This window comes from Bradyrhizobium sp. Kon58, assembly GCF_055807455.1.
Genome location: NZ_JBVVOT010000012.1, coordinates 35,485 through 55,221, shown reverse-complemented (window position 1 = coordinate 55,221; position 19,737 = coordinate 35,485). Strand labels below are relative to the sequence as shown.

19 protein-coding genes are annotated in these 19,737 nt (G+C 64.8%); 8 read left to right on the top strand and 11 right to left on the bottom strand.

Features of this window, described 5'->3' with window-relative positions; translation table 11 throughout:
* Window positions 1-99: 99 nt before the first annotated feature.
* From AC0L20_RS20620 to AC0L20_RS20605, 4 genes are read left to right on the top strand one after another with little or no spacing between them, the layout of a single operon-like run.
* Entirely contained in the window at window positions 100-405 is a 306-nt protein-coding gene (locus tag AC0L20_RS20620) for a BufA1 family periplasmic bufferin-type metallophore (RefSeq protein WP_456765912.1), read from the top strand.
* Window positions 406-451: 46 nt separating this feature from the next.
* Window positions 452-1,366, top strand: a complete 915-nt coding sequence (gene bufB, locus AC0L20_RS20615) for an MNIO family bufferin maturase (RefSeq protein ID WP_473291515.1) — start codon at window positions 452-454, stop codon at window positions 1,364-1,366.
* Window positions 1,356-2,135, top strand: a complete 780-nt coding sequence (locus tag AC0L20_RS20610; protein ID WP_473291513.1) for an HvfC/BufC N-terminal domain-containing protein — start codon at window positions 1,356-1,358, stop codon at window positions 2,133-2,135. Before bufB ends, AC0L20_RS20610 begins: the two co-directional genes overlap by 11 nt.
* Window positions 2,135-2,644, top strand: coding sequence for a DoxX family protein (locus AC0L20_RS20605; RefSeq protein WP_473291509.1), 510 nt, complete (start codon window positions 2,135-2,137; stop codon window positions 2,642-2,644). Before AC0L20_RS20610 ends, AC0L20_RS20605 begins: the two co-directional genes overlap by 1 nt.
* A gap of 15 nt (window positions 2,645-2,659) precedes the next feature.
* On the opposite strand, the gene AC0L20_RS20600 is transcribed toward AC0L20_RS20605, so the two are convergent.
* From AC0L20_RS20600 to AC0L20_RS20590, 3 genes are read right to left on the bottom strand one after another with little or no spacing between them, the layout of a single operon-like run.
* Complete coding sequence (locus tag AC0L20_RS20600; RefSeq protein WP_473291505.1) at window positions 2,660-3,508, bottom strand: SDR family NAD(P)-dependent oxidoreductase; 849 nt, start codon at window positions 3,506-3,508, stop codon at window positions 2,660-2,662.
* 9 nt (window positions 3,509-3,517) lie between these two features.
* Window positions 3,518-4,069: a carboxymuconolactone decarboxylase family protein gene (locus AC0L20_RS20595; RefSeq protein ID WP_473291502.1), complete on the bottom strand. Its 552-nt coding sequence runs from the start codon at window positions 4,067-4,069 to the stop codon at window positions 3,518-3,520.
* Complete coding sequence (locus AC0L20_RS20590; protein ID WP_473291498.1) at window positions 4,047-4,748, bottom strand: TetR/AcrR family transcriptional regulator; 702 nt, start codon at window positions 4,746-4,748, stop codon at window positions 4,047-4,049. Before AC0L20_RS20590 ends, AC0L20_RS20595 begins: the two co-directional genes overlap by 23 nt.
* 117 nt (window positions 4,749-4,865) lie before the next feature.
* Here AC0L20_RS20590 and AC0L20_RS20585 point away from each other — a divergent pair, with 117 nt between their 5' ends.
* The 3 genes from AC0L20_RS20585 (at window position 4,866) to AC0L20_RS20575 (ending at window position 7,362) form a co-directional block, all read left to right on the top strand.
* Entirely contained in the window at window positions 4,866-5,855 is a 990-nt protein-coding gene (locus AC0L20_RS20585) for a Bug family tripartite tricarboxylate transporter substrate binding protein (RefSeq protein WP_473291495.1), read from the top strand.
* A 45-nt stretch (window positions 5,856-5,900) separates the two neighbouring features.
* The gene (locus tag AC0L20_RS20580; RefSeq protein ID WP_473291492.1) at window positions 5,901-6,437 is read left to right on the top strand and encodes a VOC family protein; all 537 of its coding nucleotides are present in this window, start codon (window positions 5,901-5,903) and stop codon (window positions 6,435-6,437) included.
* A gap of 115 nt (window positions 6,438-6,552) precedes the next feature.
* Window positions 6,553-7,362 (top strand): class I SAM-dependent methyltransferase, encoded by an 810-nt coding sequence (locus tag AC0L20_RS20575; RefSeq protein ID WP_473291487.1) that lies wholly within the window; start codon window positions 6,553-6,555, stop codon window positions 7,360-7,362.
* Window positions 7,363-7,387: 25 nt separating this feature from the next.
* Here AC0L20_RS20575 and AC0L20_RS20570 read toward each other — a convergent pair whose 3' ends face one another.
* The 3 genes from AC0L20_RS20570 to AC0L20_RS20560 all read right to left on the bottom strand — a co-directional run bounded on the left by AC0L20_RS20570 (window position 7,388) and on the right by AC0L20_RS20560 (window position 11,929).
* Window positions 7,388-8,944: a L,D-transpeptidase family protein gene (locus AC0L20_RS20570; protein WP_473291485.1), complete on the bottom strand. Its 1,557-nt coding sequence runs from the start codon at window positions 8,942-8,944 to the stop codon at window positions 7,388-7,390.
* Window positions 8,945-9,300: 356 nt separating this feature from the next.
* Window positions 9,301-10,326, bottom strand: a complete 1,026-nt coding sequence (locus AC0L20_RS20565; protein WP_473291827.1) for a fatty acid desaturase — start codon at window positions 10,324-10,326, stop codon at window positions 9,301-9,303.
* A gap of 166 nt (window positions 10,327-10,492) precedes the next feature.
* On the bottom strand, window positions 10,493-11,929 hold the full coding sequence (locus AC0L20_RS20560; protein WP_473291482.1) for a lipopolysaccharide biosynthesis protein: 1,437 nt from the start codon (window positions 11,927-11,929) through the stop codon (window positions 10,493-10,495).
* A gap of 305 nt (window positions 11,930-12,234) precedes the next feature.
* Between AC0L20_RS20560 and AC0L20_RS20555 the strand changes: the two genes are divergently transcribed.
* Window positions 12,235-13,302 (top strand): endo-1,4-beta-xylanase, encoded by a 1,068-nt coding sequence (locus tag AC0L20_RS20555; protein ID WP_473291480.1) that lies wholly within the window; start codon window positions 12,235-12,237, stop codon window positions 13,300-13,302.
* A 3-nt stretch (window positions 13,303-13,305) separates the two neighbouring features.
* Here the strand turns inward: AC0L20_RS20555 and AC0L20_RS20550 are convergent, their stop codons facing one another.
* From AC0L20_RS20550 to AC0L20_RS20530, 5 genes are all read right to left on the bottom strand, one after another.
* Window positions 13,306-14,256 carry a DUF6492 family protein gene (locus tag AC0L20_RS20550; protein ID WP_473291478.1) on the bottom strand — a complete coding sequence of 317 codons (951 nt, stop codon included), beginning with the start codon at window positions 14,254-14,256 and terminating at the stop codon, window positions 13,306-13,308.
* A gap of 111 nt (window positions 14,257-14,367) precedes the next feature.
* A complete protein-coding gene (locus AC0L20_RS20545; protein WP_473291476.1) occupies window positions 14,368-14,850 on the bottom strand; it encodes a DUF6036 family nucleotidyltransferase in 483 nt (160 codons plus the stop codon).
* Window positions 14,851-14,976: 126 nt separating this feature from the next.
* The gene (locus AC0L20_RS20540) at window positions 14,977-15,348 is read right to left on the bottom strand and encodes a hypothetical protein (protein ID WP_473291474.1); all 372 of its coding nucleotides are present in this window, start codon (window positions 15,346-15,348) and stop codon (window positions 14,977-14,979) included.
* A 94-nt stretch (window positions 15,349-15,442) separates the two neighbouring features.
* Entirely contained in the window at window positions 15,443-16,234 is a 792-nt protein-coding gene (locus AC0L20_RS20535; RefSeq protein ID WP_473291471.1) for a protein-L-isoaspartate O-methyltransferase family protein, read from the bottom strand.
* A complete protein-coding gene (locus AC0L20_RS20530) occupies window positions 16,231-19,701 on the bottom strand; it encodes an AAA family ATPase (protein ID WP_473291468.1) in 3,471 nt (1,156 codons plus the stop codon). The genes AC0L20_RS20535 and AC0L20_RS20530 overlap by 4 nt, the downstream gene beginning before the upstream one ends.
* Window positions 19,702-19,737: the final 36 nt, after the last annotated feature.

The window sequence follows — 19,737 nt, the reverse complement described above, 5'->3', positions numbered from 1 at the left end:
CGTGACCTGCTCGATCGGTAACGCGAGCCGGCTGCGAGGCGAACGAACAAGGCGCTCTTCGCCTGCCAGGCGATGCCATCTCGAACAGGAGAAACTTCAATGTCTGCCAAACTTGCCGTGACCACGCTCGTTCTCGCCGGCGCCATGTCGACCGCACTGGCGACCCTGGCCGCTGCTGCTCCGCTGACCAAGGCCGAGGGCGACGCGGCCGTCGCCGCCAAGAAGGAAAAGTGCTTCGGCGTCGCACTGAAGGGCCAGAACGATTGCGCCGCCGGACCGGGCACGACCTGCCAGGGCACCTCGACCGCCGACTTCCAGGGCAATGCCTGGAAATTCGTCCAGGGCGGCACCTGCACCAGCATCGAGCTGCCGGGCGGCAAGAAGGGCTCGCTCAAGCCGGTCTGACGCGCTGCGTCGCGACCACCACGACACGGAAGAGCGGAGAGAAACCATGACGACGGCAATCGCGCCTGACATGTCTGCGGTGCCCCTCCGCTATTCCGCGCCGATCGGCGGCGTCGCCGGGACGAGCTTCAAGCCCGAACACCTTCATGCGATCCTGGGCGCGAAACCACAGCGCGGCTTCTTCGAGGTCCATGCCGAGAACTACATGGGCGCAGGCGGACCGCCGCACCGCGCGCTGGAAGCGATCCGCCGCGACCATCCCGTCTCGCTGCATGGCGTGTGCATGTCGATCGGCGGACCACAGCCGCTCGACAAGACCCATCTGGCCCGCTTTCGCGCACTGGTGGCGCGTTACCAGCCCGCGCTGGTATCGGAGCATCTCGCCTGGTCGACGCATGAGAGCAGCTTCTTCAACGATCTGTTGCCGCTGCCCTACACCGCAGCAACGCTCCGAAACGTCTGCGATCACATCGATCAGGTGCAGGACGCGATCCGCCGACCGCTGCTGCTGGAAAACCCGTCGACTTATGTCGCCTTTCGCGAATCCTCGATGAGCGAAACCGATTTCATCCGCACTGTTGCCGAACGGACCGGCTGCGGGCTGCTGCTCGACATCAACAATGTATTCGTATCAGCGACCAATCACGGCTTCTCAGCACTCGACTATCTCGCGGACTTTCCGCTGGCCCGCGTCGGGGAGATTCATCTCGCCGGCCATGCCGCGCAGGCCGACGACGAAGGCGACCTGCTGCTGATCGACAGCCATGACGGCCCGGTCGCGGACGCCGTGTGGAAGCTGTACGAGATCGTCGTCCGGCGCCGCGGCGGCGTGCCGACGCTGATCGAGTGGGACAGCAAGATCCCGGACTGGGCGGTCCTGCAAGCGGAGGCGGCCGCTGCGCAGGCGATCCTCGATCGTTGCCGCCCGGTCGGGCTGACGGGAGATCGTCATGCCGCCTGAGCCTGACCTTTGCTTTGCCGCAGCCTTTGCACCGGCGCTGCTGGACCCGGTGCGCCCTGCGCCTGAGATCGTGACCGGTCCGAACGGCAAGGCACCTGGCAAGCGCTACGACGTCTACCGCAACAACGTCACGGTCAGCCTGATCGACGCGCTCGCCGCGATCTATCCGGCGGTGCAGCGCATCACCGGCATCGACTTCTTCCGTGCCATGGCGCGCTTCCATGTTCGCCAGACGCCACCGATCTCACCGCTGCTGTTCGACTACGGCCACGACTTCCCGGCCTTCATTGCGCAATATGAACATGCGCAGATGATGCCGTGGCTCGCAGATGTCGCCCGCATCGAGCGGGCCTGGCTCGATGCCTATCACGCCGCCGACGCCGCACCGCTGTCGCCGGGGCAGCTTGCCGCGGTTGCGCCGGAGCGGCTGGGCGACCTCGTCCTCATACCGCACCCGGCGACGGCAATCGTGCGGTCGCAATTCGCGGCGGTGACGATATTTTCCGCCAACCGCGATACGTCGCCGGTCGGGCGCATCGACGCTGCGACACCGGAGGACGCGTTGGTCACCCGCGCCGAATTCGATGTCGTGGTCCGGCACCTGCCGCGGGGCGGAGCCACATTCGCGAGCAGCCTGATGTCGGGTCGGCCGCTCGGCGAGGCCGCCGCACGCGCGCTGGACGCGGCGGCCGACTTCGACCTCGCTTCGAACATCACCGGCCTGATCGAGGCGGGCGCCTTCACCTCAATCGCTTTCGGAGACGTCTGATGATCACGGACCAACGCATGCAGGCGGGTGGCGGCCTGCCCTCTCTCGGGCTGCTCGTCGACAAGGCCAATCATCTGGTGCAGACCATCGCCTCGCCGTCGCTCGTCCAACTCGTGCTCCGCGTCGCGCTGGCGGTGCCGTTCTGGCGTTCCGGCATGCTCAAATGGGCAGGCTTCCTCAGGCTCAACGACACTGCCGTGACGTTATTCAGCGACGAGTTCATGCTGCATCTGCCGGGCGGGCCCTATCACTATCCGGCGCCGACCGTGATGGCGTTCCTCTCCGGATGCGGAGAGATCATGTTCCCGATCCTGCTCCTGCTCGGCCTCGGCACGCGGTTTGCGGCGCTCGGACTGCTGTTCATGACCGTCATCGTCGAGCTGACCGTGCCCGACGGCTGGCCGATCCACATCACCTGGGCGGCGATGGCGCTCGGCATCATGGCCTACGGACCGGGCTGGGTCTCGCTGGACCACCTGATCTGCCGAGCGCGCGGCCCCCGGCCATAGGCGCGAGGCGCCGTCTCACATCCCGCTCAATCCGCTATCGACCGCGAGCGTCTGCGCGGTGACGTAGACGCTCTCGTCCGAGAGGAAGAACAGCACGGCATAGGCGATTTCCCAGGCGGTGGCCTGGCGGCCGAACGGGACATGGCCCTTGCCACGGTTGGGTCGGCCGGCGCCGGCCTCGCGGCCGTTCGGGGTATCGACGAGGCCGGGATAGACCAGGTTGGCGCGAATGCCGCGGCGCGATCCGAGATGGGCGATGTTGCGCATCAGGCCGCCGAGAGCGGCCTTCGAGGAATCATACACCGCCATCTGCGAGCCGGCTTTCAGCGCGGCGATCGAGGAGATGAAGACGATCGATCCGCCGTTGTCGAATTTCGGCAGGCCCGCGCGGCAGCACAGCATCGGCCCGCGAACATTGACATCGTAGATCGCATTCCACTCCTCGGGGCTGACGGCGTCGAGCCCGACCTTGCCGAAGGTGCCGATGTTGAGCACCATGCCGTCGAGCCCGCCCATGGCGCGATGCGCCTCGTCGATCATGCGCAGGATTTCGGCCTCCGACGTGACGTCGGCAGCAATCGCAAAGGCTTCGCCGCCTTCGTCGGTGATGCGCTTGACGGTGTGCTCGGCCGAGGTTCGATTGAGGTCGGCGACCGCGACCTTGGCGCCCTCACGCGCGCACAGAATGCTCATGGCGCGGCCGTTGCCGATCGGATCGGTGGCGGCATCGAACACGCGCTGGCCACCGCCGACGATCAGGATGCGGCGGCCCCTAAGGCGCCCCCTGCCCGGCGCTTCGCCCAGCGATTCCGCACTCGGCGGGCGGACATAGCGCTCCGGTCTGGTCTCGGAATTCTCGGACATGCGCGCCGCCTATGTCTTGCCGCCGTCATAGACCTTCATGCCGGCTGCCGGATCGAGATCGGTCTCGGTTGCCTCGGTGACACGCGCCATCATCATATAGAAGCCGAGCGCGACGATGGATTCGACGATCTCCTGGTCGCTGAAATGCTCGCGCATGGCGGCGAAGATCGCCTCGGGAACGCGGACGTTCTCGACCACTTCGCGGCCGAATTTCAGCAGCGCGCGCTCGGCCTCGCCCAAGCCGGCGGCATCGTAGTCGGCGCGCTCGACCGCATCGATCTGGGCTTGCGTGCAGCCGACCCCGAGCGCGATCGGCACGTGCTGGCGCCACTCGTAGGCGCCGCCTTCGAGCTGGGCGGCCTGGAGGATCAGGAGCTCGCGATTGACCGCACTGAGCTTCTGCTTGTGCAGGATCGAATTGCCGAGCCGCATCGCCGGAATCATGTTGGCCTCGGCATGGGCCATCATGCGGAAAATATTCAGCTTGACCGGCATGCGGTCGAACGAGGCGCGGATGTCGCCGCTGGTGGTCTCCGGATCAATCAGGGGCAGCCTTGCCACGAGTCTCTCCCTTGGCTTTTCGTTTCTTGTTGTCGTTTGTGCCACCATCCGCCGCGATCAGCGACAGGAAGAAGGCGAGATAGCGATCGATCGCCTCGATCACCTTCGGCCGCGGCGACGGTGCCGCGCCCATCACGTAATGCTCGAGACGGATGTAGATCAGCCCGGCCGCGAACAGCCGCGCGGTCTCGCGCGGATCCGGCGTCGAGACCAGACCGGCAAGCGCAAAGCCGCGGAAATAATCCGTCATCATGCTCTGCTCGCGCGCGTAAAAATGATCGGCGAATTTGGCGCGGATGCCGGGCACGCGATTGCGCTCGGCGGTGATGACTTTCTGGAACTGGTGCTCGCGCGGGTCGGACCATTGCTCGACGAGATCCAATGCAAACTGCCGGCAGAACGCGGCCGGCTGGCGCGCGAGCTGCTTGTAGCGCGGCTCCTCCAGCCGGCTCGCCGAACTGGCCGGACCGTGCTCGCTGACGATCGCCTCGAGGATCGCGGCCTTGCCCGCGAAGTGATTGTAGAGGCTGCTCTCGCGAATGCCGACGCGACGCGCGAGCTCGCGCATCGAGGCGCCGCCATAGCCGCTGTGCGCGAACAGATCGAGCGCCTCGGTAAGGATGCGCGCGCGGGTCGTGGGCGCAGCCGCTTCCGCCGCGCTGGTGGTGTGAACAGCCATGCGGCTTGACTAACGAACGATCGTTCGCTAGTCAACCGTCAGCACGATCGCTCGTTCGGTCTTGCGCTTCAACTCCGCTCCCAGAAGAAGCGGAGAGCAATCTGGGGAGACTAGGTCATGGCGCGCTTCGTCCATTTTCGTCTGCTGCGCGCCGCAACATTGTCATTGGTCGTAACGTCCTCGGCAATGCTGCCTGCGCGCGCCGAGGACCCAGCCGCCTATCCCACGCACAAGATCAGGATGCTGCTGCCTTATGCGGCCGGTGGCGGCGGCGACGTGATCGGACGACTGCTCGGCGACAGGATGGGCAAGACGCTCGGACAGAGCGTCTATATCGAGAACCACACCGGGGCTGCCGGCACGCTCGGCACCCAGATGGTCGCAGCGTCCGCGAATGACGGCTACACCATCACTGTCGGCGGCATGACCACGCATGTGCTGGCGCCGGCGATCTATCCGAAACTGCCTTACGATTCGATCAAGGACTTCACCACGATCGGGCGCATCGGCACGTCCTCGATCATGCTGGTGGCGACCAAGGATTTCGCCGCCAACGACATCAAGGGCCTGATCGCGCTGGCCAAGAAGGGTGAGCCGATCCAGTACGGAAGCTGGGGCGTGGGCTCGACCGGACAATTCTGCGCGGAAATCCTGATGCAGCAGACCGGAATCAAGATGGATCACGTGCCGTTCAACGGCATCGCAAAACTCGCCGGCGATCTGCTCGGCGGCCACATCTCGCTGGCGACCCTCGACATGGCGACCGCGACGCCGCTGGTGAAGGACGGCTCGATCAAGGCGCTGGCCGCCTGCGGCGAGCGCTCGCCGAGCCTGCCGGATGTCGCAAGCTACAAGGAACAGGGCGTGCCGTTCGACCGCAGCCTGTCCTGGGCGATGTATGCGCCTGCGGGCCTCGCAGAGCCGATCGCAAGAAAGCTGTCGGCGGCACTGAAGGACGCGCTCGCCGATGCCGAGGTGAAGGAGAAGCTGCTGGGGCTCGGCATCACGCCGCAATTCGTGCCGGGCGACGAGCAGCGTGACATCAACGCCCGCGACATCGCGGCCTGGAAGCAGGTTGCCAAGGACGCGGGCATTGAAGTGAAGTGAAGTGAATCGAGATCAGGTGAACGAGGTGACAACGGGGGCGCCGCTATGAGCCGCATCTTCGGCGCGGTGCGCCAGAACGGATATGTGGTGCGGGACATCCACGCCGCGATGAAGCACTGGATCGAGGTGATGGGCGTCGGTCCGTGGTACTACATGGACCGCGTCAAGACCGACTGGTTTCGCCATCGCGGCGAAAACTCCGCCGTCGAGATGAGCATCGCGCTGGCCAATTCCGGCGACCTCCAGATCGAGCTGATCCAGCAGCGCAACGACGCACCCTCGCTGTACAGGGAATTCCTCGAGTCCGGCCACGAAGGCCTCCAGCACATGTCCTACTGGAGCCACGACTACCAGGCGCTCTACGACAGGGCGCTCGGGCTCGGCTACAGGATCGGCCACGAGGGCCAGATCGGCGGCGACAAGGGCCGCTTTGCCTATTTCGACACCCAGGCCCATCCGGGCACCGTGATAGAGATCTCCGACATCAGCGGCACCAAGGGGCCGTTCTTCGAGAAGGTCCGGCAGGCTGCGGCCAACTGGGACGGCACGCGGCCGATCCGTGAGGTCGGTGGGGGCCGATGACGCCGGCGGCCCGCAAGGCGATGCAGGAACGGTCCGGGTTCACCGCGCTGCTGGCGCGGGAGACGGCAATCCATGGTAACGTGAGCCTCGTGTCCGAACCTTCAGCGAGGCAAGCATGTCCAACACTGACAAGGTTTTCGCCGGCTCGATCCCAAAGCTCTACGACGAATATCTGGTACCCCTGATCTTCGCCGTTTACGCCGACGACATCGCAAGACGTGTCGCGGCCCGGTCCCCCTCCGTGCTGCTCGAGATCGCGGCAGGCACCGGCGCCGTGACGCGCGCGGTCGCGGCGGCGCTGCCGCCTGGCGTCCGTTATGTCGCGACCGACCTCAACGAGCCCATGCTCGCCGTCGCGGCGCAGCGTCAGGCAGACGACGATCGCATCTCGTGGCGCCAGGCCGACGGATCGGCCCTGCCCTTCGACGATGCCGAATTCGACGTGGTCTGCTGCCAGTTCGGCGCCATGTTCTTTCCGGACCGCGTCAAGGCTTACGGGGAAGTGAAGCGCGTCCTGAAGGATGGCGGCACGTTCGTGTTCAACGTCTGGGATCGCATCGAAGACAATGTGCTGACGCATGAAGCAACTGTCGCACTCGAAAAGCTGTTTCCCGACGACCCGCCCCGTTTCATGGCCCGGACGCCGCACGGCTATCACGACAAGGCGGTCATCAGAACCGACCTCGAACGCGCAGGCTTCCGTGACATATCGATCGAAACGCGCGCTGAAATAAGCCGCGCGCCGTCGCCTGAGCACGCTGCGATCGCGCTCTGCCAGGGCACGCCGCTACGCAGCGAGATCGAGGCACGCGATGCCAGCAAGCTTCAGGCTGCGACCGACATCGTTGCCGAGGCGATCCGAACGCGCCATGGGTCCGGACCGATCGAGGGCAAGATCCAGGCTATCGTGATCGAGGCGCGGTAGTGACGGACTTCGATCAGCCCGCCTCCTACCAGAAGCCCCGCTGCATCGGCTGTGCCGGCTGATAGTATTGATACTGGCCACGCCGGCGCGGATTGACGGGCTGCGGGTTCGGGTCGCGCTGGAAGAAGAAGCCGAAACCGTTGCCGCCATTGTCCCAGCCGTCGTCGCTCGCCATGGCCATCGGAGGCGCGGTCGGCTTGCGCGTGATGAAACCGCCCTGGGGCTGATTGCTCAGCACCGCGACGAACTCGGTGCGGTAGTTGGTCTCGCTGCTCAGCGGCTCGTCCGAGATGATGATCGAGGACCGCGGCAATGCGGTCGGCGCGATGCGATCGAGCACCTCCTGCGGGATGGTGATGCGATCGAGCGCGCTCTTGGCGTTGTCGCCGTCTTCGATCGTGACCACGCTCCAGCGCAGGCCCATATCGTTCTTCGCCATCGCCGTGAAGATATGCGTGCCGAGCGGCTGGTCGGGATTGCGGATCGTGACGGGAACCTCGATGCTGGTGTCGAACACCTCGCCGCCGCCGTCCGGTGCCGGCTTGTGCGTGTTCCGCCGCACATAGAGCTTCTGCGTCGCGCGGCTGATGTAGACCGAGACCGGTTCGAGCGCGAGTTTTGCGTCGGTCGCAGCCTTCACGGCGTCGGCCTTCCTGGCCGCTGCCGCCTTGGCGGCCTCTTTCGTGGCAGCGACCGCATCGCGCTTCGGCTGTGCGGCGGCCTTGGCGGCATCGAGCTGCGTCGCCGCGTCGGCAGCCTTGATGGCGGCCTTCTGCTTCAGCTCCTCGGCCTTGGCGCGGGCCTGATCGGTCTTGGCGGCCGCGAGCTGCTTGTCGGCGAAGGCGAGTTCGGCGTCAGCGCGGGTCTTCTGCTGTTCCAGCTTGCGCAACGACGCCGGCAGCGAAGCCGCCTCTTTCGCGGCCAAAGTCGCGGCCTTCTTGGCCTCGTCGGCCGCCCTTGTGGCCTCCTCGGCCTCGCCGGAGAGCCTGCCGATTTGGCCCGGCGCCGCGGCAATGGCGTCCCGCTTCGGCATGAACAGTGCGGGATGAACGATGTCGATCGGAGCCGCGTCGTTCGGCGAGATGATCACCCGCATCCCGATGTTGGTCTTGTCGAACAGGCCCTCCGCGAAGCCGAACGGCATCCGCACGCAGCCATGCGAAGCGGCATAGCCGGGCAGCGGCCCGCCATGCAGCGCGATGCCGTTCCAGGTGATGCGCTGCATGTTCGGCATCCAGGCGTCGTCATACATGGTCGAGTGGTGGTCCTTGTCCTTCTCGACGATGGCGAAGACGCCGGCCGGCGTCTCGCGTCCCGTCGTGCCGGTGGACACCGGCGCGCGAAAAATCCAGCCCTCGGCGTCGTAGAAGGTGACCTGCTGGCTCTTGATCGAGACGATCGCCATGATCGGTTCGCCGGCCTCGCGCGGCGCCACCGCCTCGGCCGGCTGGCGCGCCTGCTTGGCCGCATTGGCCGGGCCCACGGCCGCAAAGGCGAGCATCGCCGCCAAGGTCACAATTCCGGGAGGCCCCCAACGCCGCATCGCCACGGTGGATTGCGCCGTTGTCATCAGGTTTCTCATGCCATCCTCGGTCGAAATTGCCAGTCCGCCGGTCATTGATCAGATTGCGATCATTGAATTAAGAAATCGCAGCCGCCTTACGTTCCGTCTGTGGCGACATTCGGCACGTTCCAGCGATAAATCTCATATACGACGGTTGACGCAGGCGGAAGGGCGGCGCGCGGCCGAAGCTGGCGGTCTATCGCTGCGACAGAATGACCGGGGGCGGTGACACGGCTGCCAGCGCCCGGCGTCGGACGGCGGGCCACCTTGAACGGGCGCTGAACGCCCATCGCCTTCCGATCGCGCGGATTCACGCCATTCGGCGGCCGCGCGGGGGCGGCGTAAGCGAAACCGCTGGGGTCAAGGCTGCCTTTTCAAACAAGCTTGGCTCCCTTTCCAAACAAGGCCGCCTCTCCAAAGGAGACGAGCCGCTGCCGCTCCTCGTCCCACAAGGTCAGCCGCACGGTCCGCAAACTCTGGAGCAGCGTAATCCGCCCGACACCAGCGAACTGCGGATTGTCGCGCAACACGTCCTGCAAGCGATAGTAGGGAATTCGACTGGACAAATGATGGATGTGGTGGACGCCGATATTTGCCGTGAACCATCGCAAGACAGCCGGCAGTTGGTAGTGAGAGCTGCCGTGCAGCGCGGCGTCGTGAAAATTCCAGGTCTCGTCGTGGGCCCAGTGCGTGTGCTCGAACTGATGCTGGACGTAGAACAGCCAGACACCGATCGACGCCGCCAGAACAATGATCGGCAGATGCACGAGCAGGAACGGCCCATAGCCGACCAGCTGGATCATCGTGACGACGAGAACCGCGAGGGCGATGTTCGTGCCCATCGTGCTCAGCCAGGGTTTCCAGCCGCGACGCATCATCCCCACCGGCAATCGGTGCTTCAAGATGAACAAATACGAGGGGCCGACGCCAAACATCACCAGGGGATGTCGATACAAGCGATACAGCGTCCGACGCCATCGAGACCGCCCGAGAAATTCACGCGTGGTCAACGTGTCGATGTCGCCCAACCCTCTTTGATCGAGATTGCCGGAGTTCGCATGATGGCCTGCATGGTTGCGCCGCCAGTAGCCGTATGGCGTCAGTGTCATCACGCCGAGGGCACGGCCGACCCAATCGTTCGCAACGCGGCCGCGGAAGAAAGAGCCGTGTCCGCAATCGTGCTGGATCATGAAGAGGCGGACCAGCAAACCCGCCGCGGGCACCTCCAGCAGGAGGGCCAACCAATAGCCCTGGTCAAGAGCGGCCCAGATCAGAGCCCAGATGACGACGAACGGTATCGCCGTAATCGCCAGTTCAAGGACACCCCGCGCATTGTCGGGCTCGCGATAGCGGGCAAGCAACTGCGCCGATGCGCGGATTTCCGGTATTCCTTGGGTCATATCTGCTCTGCTCCCGACATGCGGCCCAAGAAGCACGGTTATGGCCAAGGATGCAACAAAATCGCCCACCACCTGGACCGCTTCCGGTCGAAACCGAGCCATCGCCAAGTCAAGCGGCGCTTTCAGGGCTTCAGACGGTGAGGACGAGCCTCGTCAGACGCCGCGGCTAAACGCCTAACGCCTTCCGATTGAAGGTTCGCAGGAAACGCAACGACAGCGTCCGGACATTTGCGACGTTCAGCAACCACGCTGCGGCGACATAAGCGAGGCCGCCGGCAAGGCTCACAACCATGAGCGGGACGAGGCCGATGCCATTGACCTGGGATCGTGCCACGAGAATCGCAGCCGCCATCGCCGCGGCGGAGACGGCAACGCCGGCGAGGCGGTGGAGGTCGAACGGGACCGGATGGGCGCGATGCATCAGGGCGACGGCAACGAGGAAGCCGATCGCTTCGGTCGCAAGCGTTGCCAGCGCCGCGCCGTAGAGGCCATGGCCGGCCACCAGCACGAACATCAGCGCCACGCTGACGACCAGCGTCAGGAACGACTGCGCCGCCAGCATGAACGGCCGCTCGGCAAGCTGGAAGCTAATCTGCACGTAGAATTGATTGGCGATGCCGAACAACCGCGCGAGCACCAGGATCGGCAGCAATGCCGACACCCCGGCGCGGAAGTCGACGCCGACGAGCGTGCCGGCAACCTGGTCGGCTGCGAGCGCGAGCCAGACGGCGACGGGCGCGACCACGACGAGCAGAAGTTCGAGGCTCTCCGTCAGCCGCTCCCGCGTCGTCTCGTTGTTTTTCTCCGACAATGACCGGAACACCAGCGGCACTGTTGCCGCAGCGACGCTGGAGGCAATCATGACCATGAACTGTCGCGGCAGATCGGCGGCGACGCCAAAGATGCCGGCGGCGTCCTTGCCGAGCAAATATGCCACGATGAGGCGGTCGCAGGCCGAGTAGACCGCGACGGACAATCCGGCCAGCGTCAGCGGCAGGCCGTAGCGCGCGAGCTGCACGAACTGGCTGCGCTGAAAACGCGCAATCCGGGTGCGGTCACCAACGAGGTTCAGGATGATCCCCGCGAGCGAACCCAGGCCGAATGCGGCGAGCAGGCCCAGTCCACCCCAGCCGAGCCAGATGCCGAGCAGGCCGAAGCCGACGCTCGACACGCTGCGCACGATCGAGATCGCCGCGAACCTGTAAGGGCGCAGTCTTGCGCGCTCGAACTCCTGGCCGACATCGACGGCATTCGCCATGATCGCAACGAACATGCTGGCAAGCAGCAGCCCAACGCTGAGATCACTGCGGAACAGGAAGACCAGCGGCGTGGTGGCGCAGAGGACGGCGACGGTGAGCGCGAAGGCGACCATTGCGGTGCCGCGAAAATCCACCTCGGCCGACATCGCCTGATAGCGCGACACCGAGAGCTTGATCCAGGCGAAGAAGATCGCGCCTAGAATGCCGGCCAGGCTGATGCCGACGACATAGACGCCGTACTCCGCCGGCGTCAGCAGCCGCGTGTAGGCCGTGACGGCAAAGAAGCCCACCGCCGCAGGCAGGATGTAGGCGACGAGATAAATCGAGAAATGGCGGTTCAGCATGCGAGCACGGGACCGGCAACATTGTTGCGAGTGTGACGGCCGTTCATCAATTGGACCATGGCGGGGCGAACGAATTGCGCCGCAGCATCTCTCAAGAATGTCACATAAGTCTGGAGATCGGGCGGCGAATGCGGCTTTGAGGCCGCTTTCGCGGGTTAGCGTTAAATTTGCCCTTCCCTGACGGGGCACGGCCACCGAAAGGAACCGTGATTTCGCAGATGGCAAAGTTAACCCAACGACGGGAAACCCCGGCGTTGCAAGGCGTCGCTTGGTACGATGGCGCGTTGGTGCGATTAAGGAATGCCGTGACCAGGCTCGACAGACGCGAATTTCTCCTCGGCAGCGCCGCAGCACTCACGGCAGCCGCATCGGCATCCGCAGCGCCGGCGTCGAAACTCGCCCAGCGCTATCAGGGATTTGGTGCCGCGGCCACGCTCTGGGATCTGCAAGCCGATCCCAGGCTCGGCGAAGCCATCAGCACGTATTGCACGCAGGTGGTTCCGGTGCTCGAGCTGAAATGGCCGATGCTGCGTCCGGACGCGCACACCTTTGCCTTCGAACGTGCCGACGCGATCCTGGATTTCGCCCGGCAGAACGACCTGACGATGCGCGGCCACGCGCTCGCCTGGTATCACGACATTCCGGACTGGACCAAGCAGATCAAGGATACCAAGGGCGTCGAGCGCGCCTATGTCGACCACATCGGCACCGTCGTCTCCTATTACAAGGACAAGCTGACGTCGTGGGACGTCGTCAACGAGCCGATCCCCGACAATCCGCGCAGTCCAAAAGACCGGCGCGACTCGTTCTGGACGCAGCATCTGGGCAATCGCTGGATTCCGCTGGCGTTTCGTACGGCGGCCGCGGCCGATCCCTTCGTCAAGCTCGCGATCAACGAATATGACATCGAGTCGGCCAAGGACACGTTCATCGCGAAGCGCGCGGCCTACCGCCAACTCATCATGGAGCTGCTCGACCAGGGCGTGCCGCTGCACGCCGTGGGAATGCAATCGCATCTGCATGCCGAGCTCGAGATCGACACGCATGGGCTGGCCGAATTCGTCACCGAGCTGCGCGCATGGGGCCTCGAGGTGTATGTCACCGAGCTCGATGTCGACGACCAGAAGCTGACGGGGACGCCAGCGGAGCGCGATGCCATCGTCGCCAAGCGCGTTGACGATCTCCTCACCGCGATCTCGACCAGCGGACCGGTGCGCTCGATCCTGACCTGGGGCCTCTCGGACCGCTATAGCTGGATCAACGGCACCTTTGCCCGGGCCGACAAGCAGCCGAACCGTCCTCTGCCGCTCGACGGCGAGTTCAAGCCGAAGCCGTTCATGAACGTGATCAACAAGTTCACGAGGGACGCTTAAGGTCTAGCGAGCTTTCGGCACTTCGAACTGAGCCTCGTCGCCCATGTGATCGGGCGAAAGGCTCGGACCGCGACGGTCGCGTGAGCTGAGGCGGAACACGTCGCGGATGTCGTCGATCGAGGTCGACGAATAAGACTGGATGCAGAGCGCCACCTGGTCGGGCGAAGCGGCGCGCATCATCGCTTCGATGGCCGGGCGGTCGAGGCGCGTGTCATCCCAATGCGAGACCGCGATGCTGTCCTCGGTGACCCGATGAGTGGCCAGATGCGCGGGCGCGTTCGCGACGAAATGGCCGTACATGAGATATTCCGAGAACTTCTTCTTCCGGCACAGCGCCAGAACCCAGTTCAATCCCGTCGCCGACTTGATCGCGTCGGTCATCGCGCGCGCGGTGTCCTTGTCCCACACCAGTGCGTTGCCGACATAGTCGTCCGCGGGGAAGGACCTGTCCTTGATGCCAAGGAGCTGATCGACGGTGCGGAGCCACAGGACATGCAAAGGGTGGGCGGCGTCGATCCCGTTGCGCGCGACGAACAGCGGCGTCTTCTCGCCGCCGGCATACTGGCCGACGTCGAATTCGCGGAAGAACAGATTGTCCGAATCCAGGATGCAGACGCGCTGCTCGGGCGCGTTGAGGACGCCGGCGATCTTGAGGATCTGCTGGATGTGCCAGCCATGAACGGGTGACGACAGCAGCGACAGCCAGACGCGCCGTTTGCTGATGAACTGCAGAGCCGGCGGCAGCGCCCACAGCCATTTCGGCAAATAGCGCGAGGCCGGAACGATGACACGCTTGTCGGAAGCGAACTGCGCGAACAGCGGCAGATCCTCATCGTTAACGAGAACATAATGCCGCGTGTAACCGGTCAACCAGGTGTCGATGCTCTCGCTGAGCAGCGAAAAGCGCTCGATATCCTTGGCGTAGCTGGCGGTCAGCAGGGCAACGGAATGCATGGCGCGCGCTCGTATGGCGATCAGGCCGTAGTCATAACGGCGCGTAGATGGGCTGGAAACTCACAATCTGAATCAAGGTAAAGCGAAACAGAGGGTAACCGCAGGAAAAGACTAGCCTCCGGACGCAAGGCTTCTGACATAGGCGATCGCTCGCTCAGCTACGGCAGGATCAAGATCGGTCTTACGTATCATTTGCTCAATCAGCTCCAGGTCCAAAGGACGCGTCCCATGGATCGCGCTGACGAACCTCTGGTCCCTCTCATCCAACCTGGCGAGTTTTGACACGACGAGGTCTTCCAGCGCAGGCGCCACGCCGGTCACCGTCCGTCCCGCGACTTCAGTTTGCACCCTGACCGCCCGGTTCAGCCAACCTCTCGGGAGCTTAGCCGTCGTCTCATCGACGCCATCGATGTAGAAACCATGCGTGCGGTGGAACTGGCTTTCAGATCCAAAAAGGCCGTCGATGTGTTCAGACGCAATGGGCTGCACACCGTCGCGCGTGTGCTTGGCCTCCGTCATTTCCCAGACTTTTGCGTTTGCTGGAAAAGCGTCGATTTCCGGCGATTGCCTCGTCGCCTCAGGCGCATCGGACATGGAAGCCAGTATCGCCTGACTGCCCACGATGTACACCGTATCCGTCAAATGCGAAGGCCAGGGCTCTGACGACTCGAAGCAAATCCTCGAAATCGCGTACTGGGCCACCTTCAGCCATCACAGATCTCAATCAGAAGAAATTTGAGTATTCAAGCCGCGTTCGACGATTCGTCTTGCAGCTCTCCGGAGCCGGACCCGCATGTCGTAATCTCCAAAATGAACGCCTTCGGTGAGAAAGAATGGCGACGAATTGCGCAATTTGACCATCTCGCGATCGCGACTGATCAGTTTCATCGCAAGTTCCCCAGTCGGAAGAGCAAGCAACTCCTGCCACTCGCGTACGAAAGGCCAATCGGTGAATTGGTCGGCCTGACGGGCATGAGCTGCCTTGGCCTTTTCGACCAAAGATGGGTCGCGGCGAAGCCTCCGCACGATCAGCCGATGCATCATCAGCTTCGCGGTATCGCCAACCACACCCTCGTTCAATCCGTCATTCATCTGTTCATCCGGACCCAGCCGGAAATATAGACAACCCGCCGGGAACAAAACAGGGCGCAACTTCCCAATAGTTACCACTTTAGCGCGGTGAGCCCTAATCCGACGGCAGCCCCTGCTCGATGCCGCGAAAACGCAGCGGCGCCAGCGCGGAGGCGCGCTGCCACCAGTCGGCGACGCGGTCGTCGAGCGCGGTCACGCCTCGACCCTGGCCTGGGAAGATCCGGATCTGCTGCACCGCCTCGGCTTCGAACCCCTTGCCCTTGCGGGTGATCTTGAGCGCGGCGCCTTCGCGGTCCCGCTGCGTCAGCGGTACCAGAAGCCGGCCGCGCGGACGAAGCGACCGAAGCCAGAGCGGATGCGGCTGCGAGAAGCCGGCATGAACGATGATCACGTCGGCGGGCTCGCCGATGTCCTCGCATCCGTCGCCATGGACGACCGCGACGTTGCGATAGGCGCCGAGATAGCTCGCGGCGCGCGCCGCAAGCCGCTCGTCGCATTCGATTGCCTGCACCCTGCCCTTGGGGCCCACGATCTTGGACAGCACGGCCGAGAAATAGCCGAGCCCGCAGCCGATCTGGACCACACGGTCTTTCTCCCGGACGTCGAGCAAATCGATGAAGTGCGCCCACAGGCTCGGCAGTCCGGTGTCGAGCTTGCGGCGCGCATCGATCGCGACCAGCACATTGTCCTGGAGATGAACGGGATCGGCATCCGGCGTCAGCCGATAATTGCGCGCCGCCTCGCTCTTGATGCGCCAGGGTCCCTTCGCCAGAAACTTTTCGCGCGGAACGGTGGCGAGGGCTTCGAGCAGGCGCGCTGAGGAGATCCGCTCGCGCTTTGCGATCAGCTCCACGTAACGCGCACGCGCGGCGGCAAGATCGCTCATCTCACGGGATCGACCTGTGCACGAACAGGCGCGTCCGCGCCGAGCTCGTCGATCAGTTGCATCGCCTGTTTCAGGTCCGGCGTGGAAAAGCCCTCGCTGAACCTGCCCACGATCGGTACGAGCAGGAGACGAGCGTGCTCGCGCTTGCCGGCTTGGTGCGACAGGCGCGCGAGGCTGACGGCGGTGCGAAGCTCCCACGACAGCGCGCCCTGCTTGCGCGCGATCTCCAGCGACAGGTTGAACAGGTCCTCGGCCTCCTGCACCGAGGCCGGATCCCCGTCCGAGAGCGTGATCTCGCCTTGCAGGCGGTAGACCTCGGCGAGGTAGGAGTGGTCACCGGTCCGTCTTGCGGTCGCGAGCGCACCGTCCAGCGCGCGCAAGGCGGCATCGCGCATCCCGACCTTGGCGTAGGCCTCCGCGAGCAGGCAGCGGAACCAGCAGCCGGCGAGCCAGGAATCCATCGCTTCGTATTCGTCGAGGCCGAACCGCATCTGGCTGAGGCCTTCGTCGGCCTCGCCGAGCTGCGCCAGCGCCCAGCCGCGCAGGATCGCGGCCTGCTGCTTCCAGTGCAGGAAATTGTGCTCGGTGGCGATGATCATGGCGCGGTTGGCGTGGTCGCGCGTGCCCTCCACATCGCGCAAATGCTGGCAGAGATAGGCGCCGAACACGAGCGCGAAGGCGAGCGTGAAGGGGTGGCGGATCTTCTCGGCGTTCGCGATCGCCTGCTCGCTGTGCTGGCGCGCCGCGTCGGGCCGGCCGAGGAACCACAGCAGGTAGCCGAGATAGGACAGCGAGACGACGCCGGGATCGGTGCCGTGCCGCTCCATCAGATCGGAGTGCAGGTCGGGGCTGTAGAGGTTGATGCAGCGATGCAGATGGTGCTGGGACACAGCAAAGCGCCCGCGATAGAGCATGGTCATCGCGATCGAGCGATGCGCCTCGATCAGATAGCCGGTCTGCTGCGCCGGCAGCGTCCCCTCGTTCAGCCGCTCGCGCTTGGCGAACTTCAACAGCTCGACGCTGAGGTCGTGCGCGCGGGTCAGATCGGCGCGGATGAAATGACAGACCCAGAGCCCGCGCGTGGCGGCGAAGGCCTTTTCGTCGTCGTCGAGCTGCTGGCCGAGCTCGAGGGCGCGGACGTAGTTCTCCTCCACCTCCTGCACGGCATAGCCCTTGGCGGCGATCAGCGCGTTGCCGAGCGCGATGCGCAGCTCCAGCTCCATCTCGTCGGCGCCCTGCATGCGCGCATTGGCCTGCACGACGCCGAGGCCGCGGCCCAGATGCCCGATCGCCTCCAGATTGGCGCCGCTCTTGGCCGCCTGCTTGCCGGCCTTGAGCCAGAAGCTGGCGGCGCTCTCGCTCTGGCCGGATTCGGTCATATGATGGGCGAGCAGCTCCGGTTCGCGCTCGGTCTTCTCGGGATACATCTCGGCGAGCACCTGGGCGATCCGGGAATGCAGCTTGCGCCGCTCGCTGTGCAGCAGGCTCGCATGCGCGGCGTTCTGGATCATCACGTGCTTGAAGGAGTAGAGCGCGTCGGGCGGATGGCCGCGGCGCATGATCAGCCCGGCCTCCTCCAGGTGATTGAGCGCGGCCTCGATCTGTTCGGCCGGCGTGTTGGCGACCGCGTGTAGCGTCTCGTAGGAGAATTCGCGGCCGATGGTGGCGCCGATCTGCGCGATCCGCTTGAACGGCCCCATCCGGTCCAGCCGCGCCATCAGCGAGTCCGTCAGCGTCGCCGGAATCGCGAGCTGCCGCCACGGGCCGGACAGCACGTAGCGCCCGTGCCGTTCGGTCAGGAGATTGGATTCGAGAACCGTCTTGGTCAGCTCCTCCAGGAACAGCGGCACGCCGTCGGTCTTGACGATGATCTCCTCGATGACTTCCTTGGGAAGCTCGCGTCCCGCCACGCGCTCGACCAGCGTCGCGCGCAACTGCCGGCTCAACCGGCTCAGGACCAGGGTCGTGATATGCGAATGGGCATTCCAGCTCGGCTGGAATTCGGTCCGCGCGGTGATGATGACCAGGATTGCCCGGTGCTGTGCCCGGTCGACCAGGAGATCGATCACCTCACGGGATGTCGGGTCGATCCAGTGCAGATCCTCGAATGCGATCACCAGCGGCTGCTCGCGCGCAAGGCCGAGAAAATGATTGACCAGCGCCGCGACGGTCGCATCCTTTTGCTGCTGCGGCGACAGCTCCAGCGGCGGATAGCGGTCACCGGTCGGAATGGACAACAGCGCGGCAAGCAGCGGAGCAACCTGCTCGATGTCGCCATGAGCGGCGGCGATCGCGGTCTCCAGGCTCGCCAGCGACTGCACGGACGCATCCTCGCGATCGAGACCGAGAGAGAATTTGAGCTGCTCGGCGAACGGATAGAACGCCGTGGAGGTGTAATAGGGCGAGCACTGGAACGAGACCTGTCCATGGCGATCGCCCGCGATCCGCTCGAAGATTTCCTGGATGATGCGCGACTTGCCGATGCCGGGCTCGCCGAACTTGACCACGACCTGGCCCTCGCCCTCCTTGGCCTGCTGCCAGCGCCCCATCAGCAGCGCAATCTCCTCCTCGCGGTTGACGAGCGGGGTCAGCCGCGTGCCCATCGCGGCGGCGAAGCGGGTCTCCACCCGCGAGGCGCGCATCACGTGCCAGGCCTGGGCCTTCTCCGAGATACCCTTCAGCGCGTGGACACCGAGATCGCGGTAGTCGAACTTCCCCTTCAGCAGCGACTGGGTCGACGTGGAAATCACCACACCGTTGGGCGGCGCCAGGCCTTGCAGGCGCGCGGCGAGATTGACGGTTTCTCCGACCGCGGAGTCGCGCTCTTCGGTGCCCTGTCCGACGAGGTCGCCAACCACGACGAGACCGGTCGCAATGCCGATGCGGACGGCGGGCGAGTGGCTGAGCGCACCACGCGGCTCGATCGCGCGGGCGGTCGACAGCACCCGGACGATTTCCAGCCCCGCTCGCACGGCGCGCTCGGCGTCGTCCTCATGCGCGGTCGGATAGCCGAAATAGACCAAAATCCCGTCCCCGACGAAGCGGGCGGCAAAACCTTCGTAATGCTTCACCACGCGGACACAGGTTTCGCGGAAGCTCGCGATCATGTCGCGCACGTCTTCCGGATCGAACTGCACCGAGAGCGAGGTGGAATCCACCATGTCGCAGAACATGGTGGTGAGCTGACGCCGCTCGGCGCCGACCTCCGTCCGGATTTGCGGGCGCGCCGTCCCGTCGGGCTTCTGCGCGGTTTCCGCCCGGAACAACGCGGTCATGGCCCGCTGGAGCCGCTTCCGATCGCCGAGCGGCAAGCCGAGCTCGACCAGATCGGATTCGGTCAGGTCTCCCATGACATCGAGATCGAGACGGTGCTGCGCGAAGAGATCGGTATAGTGGCTAAGACCGATACCCTCGAGCCAGCGCTTCAGCCCGCCTTCCGTTCCCGTGCCCGACTCAGTCTCCAGCATGGTGATTCCGCCCGACCAATCACTCCGTCGAAGGGC